This window comes from Litoreibacter roseus (assembly GCF_009811795.1).
GTDB classification, from domain to species: Bacteria; Pseudomonadota; Alphaproteobacteria; order Rhodobacterales; family Rhodobacteraceae; genus Litoreibacter; species Litoreibacter roseus.
Map to the genome: position 1 here is coordinate 1,347,693 of NZ_BLJE01000001.1, position 11,807 is coordinate 1,359,499.

Below are 11,807 nucleotides of genomic sequence, written 5' to 3' on the forward strand. Positions count from 1 at the left end.
GAAGGAAAGTCCCGATACATGGCCTGACAGGCTTGTGATGCGCAGAACGCGCACGACGAACGCGGAAGGAAGCGCCCATGGTCTCACGCACGATCCCCGTGGATACGTTTGATCTGGTGATCTTTGGTGGCACTGGGGACTTGGCCCGGCGCAAGATCCTGCCGGGACTTTATCGTCGGTTTGTTGCAGGTCAGATGCCGGAGGACGCGCGGATCATAGGCGCGGCACGCTCTGATCTGGATGATGCGGGCTTCCGCGACATGGTGGGTGATGCCATCGCTGAATTCATGCCGGGTCAGTCCAAGACGGATAAGACGGTTAAGCAGTTTCTCAGCCGCCTGCATTATACAGCGATTGATGCGCGGGGCGAGGCGGGATGGTCAAATTTGGCGAAGCTTGTCCGCAAGGACGTCGTGAGCGCATTCTATTTCTCAGTCGGACCGGGCCTGTTCGGTGACCTCGCATCTCGACTGCAAAAACATGGGATTGCGCAGGAAAATGCGCGGATCGTGGTGGAAAAGCCGTTTGGCCGTGATCTGGCAAGCGCGAAGGAGCTGAACGGCGCATTGGCCGCGTCCTTCGAAGAGCATCAGATCTACCGGATCGACCACTATCTTGGCAAAGAGACGGTTCAGAACCTTATGGCCGTGCGGTTTGCCAACGTTTTGTTTGAGCCGCTCTGGAACGCTCAGTACATCGACCACGTGCAGATCACCGTCGCCGAAACCGTAGGCGTTGGCGGACGGGGCGGGTATTACGACAAATCCGGTGCCATGCGGGATATGGTTCAAAATCATCTGATGCAGCTTCTGTGCCTCACCGCGATGGAACCTCCTGCGCGATTTGAGCCGGACGCTGTACGCGATGAAAAGCTCAAGGTGATCCGGGCGCTTGACCCGGTCGAGGCAGATGACATCGTGCGGGGGCAATATGTCGCCGATGAGAACGGACCATCCTATGTCGAGGACGCCGAAAATCAGGACAGCCTTACCGAAAGCTACATCGCGATGAAGGTCAAATTGTCCAACTGGCGATGGAACGGGACCCCGTTCTATTTGCGGACTGGCAAACGGCTTAAGGCGCGCATGTCCGAGATCGTGGTCCATTTCAAGGAAACACCGCATTCCATCTTTGACGAGGACGCGGGCAGTCATGCGAATGTCTTGTCCATTCGATTGCAACCGGACGAGGGCATTGACCTCCGGGTGACCATCAAGGAGCCCGGTCCGGGGGGCATGCGACTTGTGGATGTTCCACTCGACATGACCTTTGCAGACGCACTTGGTCCCGAAGCCGAAGACATTCCAGACGCATATGAACGTTTGATTATGGATGTCATACGCGGGAATCAGACCCTGTTTATGCGCGGCGATGAGGTTGAGGCCGCATGGGCCTGGACCGACCCGATCATCGCAGCATGGAAAGCGCGGGGTGACAGGCCGAAACCTTATGAACCCGGCACCACTGGCCCCGAGGACGCATTGATGATGATGCACCGCGAGCATCGACGCTGGAGAGAGATCAAGGCATGAAGCTTGAGGAATATCCCGACAGGGACATGATGATGATCGACCTCGCCAATCAACTGGCGGGTGAGTTGGAGGAATGCTTGCTTGTCCACGAGTTTGCATCCTTTGCGGTGCCCGGCGGTACGACCCCGGGGCCTGTTTTTGACGCGCTAAGTGCCGCGCCTTTGGACTGGACGCGGGTTCATGTGATGCCCACCGATGAGCGCATGGTTCCCGCAGGACACGACCGTTCTAACGAGAAGCTGATCCGCGAAAGGTTGCTGACGGGACGTGCAGCAGACGCCGGATTTTTAGGCTTTGCAGGACGAAGCGAAGATTTGGACGGGCTCGCGACTGATCTGGCGCCTAATTTGCCGATCTCAGTTCTTCTGCTGGGTATGGGATCAGATATGCACACGGCATCCCTTTTTCCCGGTGCGGATGAACTGACTGCGGCGCTCGATAAGGGCGCGCCACCGGTCATGAAGATAACAGCCCCCGGCGCGCCAGAGCCGCGCCTTACCCTGACACGACCTGTTTTAGAGGGCGCGATGAGCACACATGTCTTGATATCCGGCAATGAGAAGCGCGAAGCTTTGCACAGGGCGGCTGCGGCCACCTTGGAAGAGGCTCCGATCAAAGCCGTTCTCGCGAACGCAACTGTCCATTGGGCGCCATGAACTGGGCCGCGTTGAAAGCCCGCGGGGATGCGCGACCAACCATCCGCGCGTTGTTCGACGCCAACGCGGACAGGGCCATTGCTTTTTCGCTGAGAGCGGACGATCTGCTGTTCGATTACTCCAAGACCCATCTGTCCGACGCGGACCGCGACGCCCTTCTGGCCATGGCAGAAGACGCGGATGTCAGCGGAAAACGTGACGCGATGTTCACCGGCGAGAAGATCAATGAAACAGAGGGGCGGGCGGTTCTGCATACGGCACTGCGCAACCTTTCAGGCGACGGCGTTTTTCTGGATGGCAGCGATGTCATGGCCGAGATCGAACAGACCCGTGCACGTATGGCAGAGTTTGCAATTGCCGTCCGTGACGGATCGTTCAAAGGGCAGGGCGGGCGCATCACCGATGTCATAAACATCGGCATCGGCGGCTCAGACCTTGGTCCTGCCATGGCGGTCTTGGCGCTGGCACCCTACCATGACGGACCGCGGACGCATTTTGTCTCCAACGTCGACGGTGCGGACATCGCGGACACGCTGGATGGTCTGAACGCGGACACCACGCTGGTGATTGTCGCATCGAAAACATTCACGACGATCGAGACCATGACCAACGCAAAAACGGCCTTTGATTGGATGGCCGAAAGCGTGTCAGATCCGGCCGCCCAATTCGCGGCGCTGTCTTCATCGACGGAAAAGACCGCCGACTTCGGCATCAGCGCAGAGCGTGTGTTCGGGTTCGAGGATTGGGTTGGTGGTCGCTATTCCATGTGGGGACCGATCGGTCTGTCGCTGATGATCGCGATTGGTCCGGACAATTTCACCGATTTCCTGCGCGGCGGCCACGACATGGACCGCCATTTCAAAACCGCACCACTTGCAGAAAACCTGCCCGTCCTGCTGGCGCTCATTGGCATCTGGCACAATCAGGGCTGCGGGTTTTCGACCCGGGCTGTCCTTCCCTACGAACAGCGTCTGGCGAGGTTGCCCGCCTACCTCCAACAACTGGAGATGGAGAGCAACGGCAAGTCGGTCGCGATGGACGGCAAAGATGTTCCGGTTCACACGGGTCCTATTGTATGGGGTGAGCCTGGAACCAACGGGCAGCATGCATTTTATCAGTTGATCCATCAGGGGACACGCGTGGTTCCGTGTGAGTTCATGGTAGGCATTGAGGGGCAGGAGCCTGACCTGACCCACCAGCACGATCTTTTGATCGCCAATTGTCTGGCCCAGTCAGAGGCTTTGATGGTCGGAAGGTCACTTGATGAAGCTCGTGAGATCATGCGCAAAAAGGGTCTCGAAGGCGACGAGTTAGAGCGGCAGGCCCGTCACAGAGTGTTCCCCGGCGACCGTCCGTCCACCACGCTGGCATACCCCAAGTTGACGCCCTATGTCCTCGGGCAGATCATCGCGCTCTACGAGCATCGCGTGTTTGTCGAAGGGGTCATGCTTGGCATCAACTCCTACGATCAATGGGGCGTTGAACTGGGCAAGGAACTCGCAACCGCGCTTAGTCCCATCCTGTCCGGCGAGGTATCCGCTGAGGGCAAAGATGGCTCCACCCGTATGTTGGTTGAGCATCTAGGCCGGCGCTGAAGCAAGATCGGTCGCGGTATCCCGCGCAAGTACGGTTTCTCTGAAGTCGGGCGGGATCTTCGTTTTCTGTCCGCTCTGATCCAGAAAGACCAGCACGGCAGATCCGGTGGCCCGGAGATTGCCCGACCAGACCGCATAGTGCATTTGACAACTTGTGCTGCGCACGCTGTCCGTGCGACCTGTCACGATGTAATCCTCGCTCAGTTGCATCTCGGCCAGATAATCAACCTGTACCTGACGGAGCACCATTCGCGGCCCGTCCGCGCCATAGGTCGTGATCCCGTAGTCGCGCAGGTAATGAACCCGGAATGCTTCGAACCAACGCAGGTAAGCCACGTTGCTGACATGACCCAAGGCATCCAGTTCACCAAACCTCACACGGTCTGCAACCCCATAATTCCAAGGCGGAGGAATGTTCCACGCGCGAAGTGTTTCGGACGCCAAGCGGCGGTGGTAGCGCAGATCAGTCGTCATCGTCGTCGTTCGATCCCCGACCGCAATTTCTGTCATAGATGCCCCGCCCACTACCGATCAGATCAGGGAAAGTCGCCCTAGTCCATGCGAGCGTGCGCCGGCGACTAAAGGCGATCTGATCGGTCAATCCCCGGTCACCGGAAAATACGAACATCTCGCGATCCGGAAAGATCAAACGCAATCCGCTTTGGTAGACGCCGTTATCTGCCCGCTCGTTGCACCTGAGGGCAGCGAACCCCGCGCCGTTCGCCTGACTTGTCACAGTGCATATCGTCGCCAACGATATCGCCAGAGTAAGTGCCCGCATGAGATATCCTCCTCGCGGAGGAATTAATGTGCCGGGCGTGTTGGACAAGGGAGTGGAGCGGGTGAAGGGAATCGAACCCTCGTCTTAAGCTTGGGAAGCTCCTGCTCTACCATTGAGCTACACCCGCAACGTTGCTTGGAATAGGGTCGTGTCTGTCAGGCGTCAACCTGAAACCATTAGCCGCGCCTGCGTCTGCGTCGTGGTCCGTCGGCGCCGCCATCTGATCTTCCTCCGGTGTTGAAATTCACCTCCGGCAGATCGACAATTGTGCGCAGGATGCGGAAGGGCTCGACGGCATTCGGAATGTTGGAGGCGTTGACAAAATGCTCCTGAAAACGGGGTTCAATCGCCGTTTCTATCTTATGAATGTTGTGAACGGTTGTCTCGATATCCCGGCGGGCATCCGTATTAAGAAGCGCAATCCGCGCGCCCGTACCTGCAGCATTGCCAGCGCTTGTGACTTTATCCAGCGGGCAGTCGGGGATCATGCCCAGCACCATCGCGTGCTTCGGGCTGATATGCGCACCAAACGCGCCGGCCAGCACGACCCGGTCGACACGATCAACGCCGAATTTGTCCATCAGCAGCCGCGCTCCGGAATAAAGTGCCGCCTTGGCCATCTGGATCTCGCGGATATCCCGATTTGTGACAGTGATCTTTGGACCACCTAACGCCGTGCCATCCCATAAGAGGTAAGAATGCGTTCTTCCATCAAGAAAACAATGGCTTGAACCGGTCTGCTCAGGTGATCCGATCAAGCCTGACCCGTCGAGAAGTCCGGCCAACCGCATCTCGGCCACCATCTCTATGATGCCCGAGCCACAGATGCCTGTTACTCCGGTGTTGGCAACGGCAGCCTCAAACCCGGGGTCGTCGGACCACAGCTCTGACCCAATCACCTGGAATCTTGGGGCTTTCGTCGCGGGATCAATCTGAACCCGCTCAATGGCACCCGGTGCGGCGCGTTGCCCGCTGGAGATTTGCGCGCCCTCAAAGGCCGGACCGGTGGGCGACGAACAGGCAAGAACCTTTTTGGTGTTGCCCAGCAGAATTTCCGCGTTCGTGCCGACATCAACGACCAACAAAAGCTCTTCCGATTGTTCCGGCGCTTCTGACAGCGCCACCGCAGCGGCATCCGCACCCACATGGCCTGCGATACATGGCAGCAGGTAAACCCGCGCGGCCGGGTGTAGGTTCAAGTCCAACTCCATCGCGCGCAGAGATATCGCTTCGGATGTGGCCAGCGCGAAGGGCGCCTGTCCCAACTCAAACGGATCGATCCCCAAGAAGAGATGGTGCATGACCGGGTTGCAGACGAAGACAGCGTCCAGGATCAGATTGCGATCAATCGCAGCCTCCGTGGCGACTTGGACGAACAGGGCGTTCATCCCTTCACGCACGGCGCGGGTCATTTCATCGGCCCCGCCCGCATTCATCATCGAATAGCTGACCCGGCTCATCAGATCCTCGCCGAACCTGATCTGCGGGTTCATCACCCCGGAGGACGCCACGACTTCGCCGGATTGCAGATCGCAGAGATGAGCGGCAATGGTGGTTGAGCCCAGATCAACCGCTAGCCCGTAGATCGATCCGTCGTAGAACCCGGGCCAGACATGCATGATGCGTGGGCTGAATGTGGCGTCGCCCAGGTGGACGGCGCAGGTCACAGTCCAATTGCCCTTCCTAAGCGCAGGCTGGAGCATCTTCAAAACGCCGATATCTGCTTCCAGATCGGGCAGGTCCCAGTCTGACCGCAGCGCTTTTACCAATCTTTCCAGATCGCCGGACGGCTCGTGCATGTCTGGTTGCTCTACCTCGACATAGTAAAGCCGCGTCGAGGGATTCATGACGATCTCGCGCGCCTCGACCCGCTTCCGGACAACCTGCCGGTGCATCTGGCTTTCGGCAGGCACATCAATCACGACGTCGCTTTGCACCATCGCCTGGCATCCCAAGCGTCGCCCGGGTGTCAGGCCGCGCTTGTCTTCATAGCGCTGCTCAACGGCATTCCAGTCTGACAGAGCGGTTTTTTCCACATGTACGCCGTGCTTCGGAAAATCGCCAAATGACGGCGTGATCTGGCATTTCGAACAGATCCCGCGTCCGCCGCAGACGGAGTCCAGATCTACACCCAGTTGGCGGGCAGCGGTCAGAACCGGCGTTCCGACAGGGAACCGCCCACGCTTTCCAGACGGTGTGAAAATGACAAGCGGATTGGCGTCGTTCATGGTCTATGCGCGGCGCCGTCTGCGCCCACCCGAACGGCCCCCGCGACCGCCTTCGGCACCGTCCGCGCCGGGTGGTTTGTTGAACCGGATCCAAGCCCCGCCGTGGGGATCGTTGTCTGTCAGGAAGTTTGCAGCGCGGATCGCCTCCATCTCCTTGCCGGCGCGGGGTTTTGTTGATCCAAGGCCGGTCACGCTCGCCAGCACCTCCGGATCAATATCGTCGGGCACGATGATCCCCGCAGCTGCCAGTTCGGCGCGCTTTTCGTCCAGCTTCTTGGGACCGACGGGCAGGGCGATCGGATTCATAATCGCGCTTGTCATACCCGCGCCCATCGCCATGGGCAGAAAAGCATTATTGATGCCGTGGCGATTTGGCAGACCGAAGCTGATGTTCGACGCCCCGCAGGTCGTGTTCACGCCCAGTTCCTCGCGCAAGCGCCGCACGAGCGTAAAGACCTGCAGCCCCGCCGTCGCCATCGCACCAACGGGCATCACCAGCGGATCGACGACGATGTCATGTGCAGGAATGCCGAAATCCGCAGCCCGCTCCACGATCCGCTTCGCTACGGCGAACCGAACATCTGGGTCTTCGCTGATCCCCGTATCATCGTTTGAGATCGCAACGACCGGCACGTTGTACTTCTTAACCAGCGGCAGGATTGCCTCAAGCCGGTCTTCTTCACCGGTGACGGAGTTCAGCAGCGGTCGACCTTCGGCCAGTTCCAAACCTTTTTCCAGCGCGCCGGGAACAGAGCTGTCGATGCAGAGCGGCACATCAACAAGACCCTGCACAAGCTCGATCATTTTGCCCATCAGTGGCGGCTCGGTTTCGTTCGGATTGGGGTTTGAGTTGTAAACCACGCCCGCATTGACATCGAGTACGGACGCACCTGCCGCGACTTGCGCGAGTGCGTCAGATTCCACAGTTGAAAAGTCATCTGCTTCAAGTTCGGCCGCCAGTTTCTTTCGGCCGGTCGGATTGATACGTTCTCCGATCACGCAAAACGGTTCATCGAACCCGATCACGACCGTTTTTGTCTTTGATTCCAGAACCGTGCGGGTCATAAAGTCTCTTTCAATTTAGGTTTGATCGGCGGGAACGGCAGATTTGCCACCGTGCTGTATCGCCCAATTTGCATTCGTCTTGATGCCGCCCAGCGGGAAGAAATGGACCTGCTCGATGTTAAAGTCGGGATGTGCGGCCTTGTGGGCGGCCAGTTCCGCCACAAACTCTGTCGGCTCGTAGGGCAAGAGCAGCTTCGTGACGTCCATGGCCCGTTTTTGCAAAACCTTCAAGGAAGGCCCAACACCACAGGCAATCGCGAACTTTATCAGGGTTTGTAACTTGGCAGGACCAGCAACGCCAATATGAATCGGCAGGTCAATCCCCGCATCCTTCAGGGCGTCCGCCCAAGCGATCACAGGCTTGGCCTCGAAGGCAAACTGCGTGGCAAGCGCCATCTTGGCGTCCGTACGCTCAGAAAACGATTGCTTCCAACGAACGGCGTCATCAACGTTCTTGGTCGAGCCGTCCGGATCAATGTCGCGATTGCCCTCGGGATGCCCTGCAACGTGCAGGCGCTTGAACCCGGCTTTGTCGAAAAGACCCGTTTCGAGTAACTGCATTGAGCTGTCGAACGCACCATGGGGCTTAGCGACACCGCCAGCCAGCAACAGCGCTTGATCTACGTTTGCCTCGCCTTGATACCGGGCGATCCAATCTGCGAGCGCAGCCTTATCCTTGATGATACGCGCCGGGAAGTGGGGCATGACCCGGAAGCCGTCGTTCGCGAGGCGCGCGGCGGTGCTGATCATATCTCCGATGGGAGTACCCTCGATATGCGCAATGTAGACGCGCGTTCCTTCCGGCAAGAGCCCCCTGAAGTCGTCAACCTTTTCGGCGGTCCGCGGCATGACCTCGATGGAGTAGCCGTCAAGGAATGCCTCGACCTGCGGGTTTACGGTGATATCCGGAGTGGGGTCGGCCCGTTTGAAATTCAGCAATGCCATCAGACTGCTCCTTGCCCGCTCAAGCACGCTTGCCGTCATTGGCAATCAGCGTCTTGATCATGGCTTCGTCGTATTCCGCCTCCAGCCGTGCGGCTTCTGCTTTTGCGACCTCTTGCGGCTCGCCGTCGACCTCATAGGGCGGTGCCTTCCGCCAATCTGCCAGATAAGCATCAGTATCGCGCGCGCCAACCTTCATGGCGCAGCGGTCGATGGCCTGCTCAAACCGCTCCGGTAGCTGAACCTTTGCGCCACGCCGCCCTTTGCCGACGATCACCTGTGCAGGGATATCGCGCCAGTAAACTACAGTTACATCGGGCATCTTTGCGTTTCCGTTCTTACCGTGTTTCGGAAACTGTGGACGTGGCGACATCCACGCGCGTTCCGTTTTTCGACATCTGTTAGGATCAGAGCGACAGATAGCGGCAAGCAGCCTTCGCGCAAAGGGAGGTTCACCGCCTTATTGTTCATGATATTTATGAGCCGGACCGACAGCTCGCTTGCGTGGTAAGGATTTCATGCCTACGTTACCGTTAACATAGACAACCAAGAGGCCGCATTGGCATGGCGAAGATACCGCCAGACCCAGCAGGCCGGTATAAGAAACCCGGCTTGAAACCGGTGGCCCACAGGGCCGCGGGTTCTGCTAAAGCAGACCGACCCGATCCGGCGGATCTTTATGCAGCGCTTGATCTTGGCACCAATTCGTGCCGGATGCTGATCGCACAACCCAAAGGCAGCCAGTTTCACGTCGTCGACAGTTTTTCCAAATCGGTGCAACTGGGGGCCGGACTAGAAGCCTCAGGTCTTCTCAGCCGGTCCTCAATGGCTCGCACGGTCGGCGCCCTCAAGATTTGTCAGAAGAAGCTGCGGCACCACGACGTACGCCGCATGCGACTTGTGGCGACTGAGGCCTGCAGGCGAGCCCGCAACGCTCGCGAGTTTATCAGCGTGGTCGAACGCGAAACGAAGCTTGCGCTGGAAATAATCGAACCGGAAGAAGAAGCGCGTCTGGCGGTGATCTCCTGCGCGCCGCTTGTCAGCGTGAAGACCGAGCAACTTCTGGTGGTCGATATTGGTGGTGGGTCTACAGAGTTGGTCTGGATCGATCTCAGTCGCGTCCCCAAGTTGGACAGACCTCGCGCCATTATGCGACTTCATACCGGCTTTGACGCAAAGGACAGCGCATTTCCCGCAGCCAAGGTCGTGGATTGGATTTCGGTCCCCCTGGGCGTTGCGACGCTGCGCGATCAGTTCAACGATGTGGACGATGATGCGGCCCGCTTTGCGCTGATGAGTTGGTTCTTCGAGGAAAACCTCGCGGAGTTCAGTCCCTATAATGATGCCGATCAGGTGCGCGAAGGGTTTCAGATTGTGGGAACCTCTGGAACAGTCACGACAGTTGCGGCCTCCCATCTGGGCCTCAAGCGGTACGATAGAAACAAGGTCGATGGCCTTAGGATGACGTCGGATCAGATCGACCGGGTTATTCAAGGATACCTTCACATGGGACCGGAAGGGCGCAGAACCGATCCGCGGATCGGTGGGGATCGCCATGCGCTTATCATGTCAGGTGCCGCGATTTTACAGGCGTTGCTGCGGGTCTGGCCGACCGACCGTTTGTCGGTCGCGGACCGAGGACTGCGCGAAGGTCTGCTTTACGCACAAATGAGCACCGATGGCGTTCTGGAAGAAGGGCCCTACTAGGCTGGTCTTTCTGGGATAGATCAGGGTAGGAGCCGCAGGCGCCTTTGGTGCCGCATATCTATCGACGGAATTGAAATGACGAAAAAGCCAACAAAGGGATCAAGCGGGCGTGGGCAACGCGATCTCAAGGTCAAGGTCAAGACGGCCCGCGGACGGCGGCTGTCATCCACCCGTTGGCTTGAGCGGCAGCTCAATGACCCGTATGTGAAGCGCGCGCGTGCCGAAGGCATGCGGGGCAGGGCGGCCTACAAAATCTCTGAGATAGACGACAAGTACCGGTTTCTGGTCCCGGGCGCCCGCGTCGTGGATTTGGGCTGCGCGCCCGGTGGATGGTGTCAAGTCGCCGTCAAACGCGTCAACGCATTGGGGGAGCGGTCCGGAAAGGCCCAAGGCACGATTCTGGGCATCGATCTGCAAGAGGTTGAGCCGATTGCCGGGGCCGAGCTGCACGTTCTCGATTTCCTTGCCGATGAAGCGGATGCTCAGGTGAAGACATGGATGGATGGCAAGGCCGACGTCGTGATGAGCGACATGGCCGCAGCCTCGTCGGGTCACAAGCAGACCGACCACCTGCGTATCATCGCCCTGTGTGAAGCGGCTGCCTACTTTGCGTTCGATGTTCTAGACGAGGGCGGTACCTTCGTGGCCAAGGTCTTGGCGGGCGGCGCGGAGGGTGAGCTTCAGAAACTGCTCAAGCAGAAGTTCAACAAGGTCGCCAATTTCAAACCCGGTGCCAGCCGGGCAGACAGCTCCGAAAAATTCGTCGTCGCAACCGGGTTCCGCGGCTAGCTTTTTTGCAGGCGGATCAGCTCACGGTCGAGGGCATTCAAGAAAGTTGAGCGGTCCTTGCCGCTGAAGGGGGGTGGGCCGCCTGTTTGCTCTAACCCGCCGCGCAGATCAGCCATAATCGCACGGTTCGCGATCGCCCCGCCAATATTTGCGCTGGTGAACGGCTTTCCGTTCGGCGCAAGAACCGTCGCACCGTTTTCCAGCGCGCGTCCGGCCAGCAAGATATCCGCAGTCACAACCAATGAAGAGGGACCCGCGCGCTCGGCGATCCAGTCATCTGCAGCGTCAAAGCCGTCATCCACCATCTGCATCGTAATCAATGGGTGGTTGGGCGTTCTGAGATAGCTGTTGGCCACCAAAATCACCGGGACCTTCAGGCGGTAGGCAACTTTGTAGATCTCTTCTTTTACCGGACAGGCATCCGCATCGACCAAGATTTCGACCATTGTCCCCTCAGATTTGTATCACCGCGCACATCTGCCACAAAATACGCCCTTCCACGACCGGGAAAA

12 protein-coding genes and 1 tRNA gene are annotated in these 11,807 nt (G+C 58.6%); 5 read left to right on the plus strand and 8 right to left on the minus strand.

Annotated elements, in window-relative coordinates; translation table 11 throughout:
• The first annotated feature begins 77 nt into the window (after positions 1 to 77).
• From zwf to pgi, 3 genes are read left to right on the plus strand one after another with little or no spacing between them, the layout of a single operon-like run.
• A complete protein-coding gene (gene zwf / locus KIN_RS06615; RefSeq protein WP_159805136.1) occupies positions 78 to 1,532 on the plus strand; it encodes a glucose-6-phosphate dehydrogenase in 1,455 nt (484 codons plus the stop codon).
• Positions 1,529 to 2,188: a 6-phosphogluconolactonase gene (gene pgl, locus KIN_RS06620; RefSeq protein ID WP_159805138.1), complete on the plus strand. Its 660-nt coding sequence runs from the start codon at positions 1,529 to 1,531 to the stop codon at positions 2,186 to 2,188. Before zwf ends, pgl begins: the two co-directional genes overlap by 4 nt.
• Entirely contained in the window at positions 2,185 to 3,783 is a 1,599-nt protein-coding gene (gene pgi / locus KIN_RS06625) for a glucose-6-phosphate isomerase (RefSeq protein WP_159805140.1), read from the plus strand. Before pgl ends, pgi begins: the two co-directional genes overlap by 4 nt.
• Here pgi and KIN_RS06630 read toward each other — a convergent pair.
• From KIN_RS06630 to KIN_RS06660, 7 genes are all read right to left on the minus strand, one after another.
• The gene (locus KIN_RS06630) at positions 3,769 to 4,293 is read right to left on the minus strand and encodes an acyl-CoA thioesterase (protein ID WP_243144831.1); all 525 of its coding nucleotides are present in this window, start codon (positions 4,291 to 4,293) and stop codon (positions 3,769 to 3,771) included. The two genes, pgi and KIN_RS06630, sit on opposite strands and share 15 nt — an antisense overlap.
• Positions 4,247 to 4,564 (minus strand): hypothetical protein, encoded by a 318-nt coding sequence (locus tag KIN_RS06635; RefSeq protein WP_159805142.1) that lies wholly within the window; start codon positions 4,562 to 4,564, stop codon positions 4,247 to 4,249. The genes KIN_RS06630 and KIN_RS06635 overlap by 47 nt, the downstream gene beginning before the upstream one ends.
• A 53-nt stretch (positions 4,565 to 4,617) precedes the next feature.
• Positions 4,618 to 4,691, minus strand: a tRNA-Gly gene (locus tag KIN_RS06640).
• Positions 4,692 to 4,740: 49 nt separating this feature from the next.
• Positions 4,741 to 6,792 (minus strand): ASKHA domain-containing protein, encoded by a 2,052-nt coding sequence (locus KIN_RS06645; protein WP_159805144.1) that lies wholly within the window; start codon positions 6,790 to 6,792, stop codon positions 4,741 to 4,743.
• A 3-nt stretch (positions 6,793 to 6,795) separates the two neighbouring features.
• Entirely contained in the window at positions 6,796 to 7,857 is a 1,062-nt protein-coding gene (locus KIN_RS06650) for a methyltetrahydrofolate cobalamin methyltransferase (RefSeq protein WP_159805146.1), read from the minus strand.
• 15 nt (positions 7,858 to 7,872) lie between these two features.
• Positions 7,873 to 8,802: a methylenetetrahydrofolate reductase gene (locus KIN_RS06655; RefSeq protein WP_159805148.1), complete on the minus strand. Its 930-nt coding sequence runs from the start codon at positions 8,800 to 8,802 to the stop codon at positions 7,873 to 7,875.
• A gap of 19 nt (positions 8,803 to 8,821) precedes the next feature.
• On the minus strand, positions 8,822 to 9,121 hold the full coding sequence (locus tag KIN_RS06660) for a virulence factor (protein WP_159805150.1): 300 nt from the start codon (positions 9,119 to 9,121) through the stop codon (positions 8,822 to 8,824).
• A gap of 242 nt (positions 9,122 to 9,363) precedes the next feature.
• On the opposite strand from KIN_RS06660, the gene KIN_RS06665 reads away from it, so the two are divergent.
• Together KIN_RS06665 and KIN_RS06670 are read left to right on the plus strand one after the other, a co-directional pair.
• Entirely contained in the window at positions 9,364 to 10,506 is a 1,143-nt protein-coding gene (locus KIN_RS06665; RefSeq protein WP_159805152.1) for a Ppx/GppA phosphatase family protein, read from the plus strand.
• A 75-nt stretch (positions 10,507 to 10,581) separates the two neighbouring features.
• Complete coding sequence (locus KIN_RS06670) at positions 10,582 to 11,295, plus strand: RlmE family RNA methyltransferase (protein ID WP_159805154.1); 714 nt, start codon at positions 10,582 to 10,584, stop codon at positions 11,293 to 11,295.
• On the opposite strand, the gene KIN_RS06675 is transcribed toward KIN_RS06670, so the two are convergent.
• Positions 11,292 to 11,741, minus strand: a complete 450-nt coding sequence (locus KIN_RS06675) for a YaiI/YqxD family protein (RefSeq protein ID WP_159805156.1) — start codon at positions 11,739 to 11,741, stop codon at positions 11,292 to 11,294. The genes KIN_RS06670 and KIN_RS06675 overlap by 4 nt on opposite strands.
• Positions 11,742 to 11,807 lie beyond the last annotated feature (66 nt).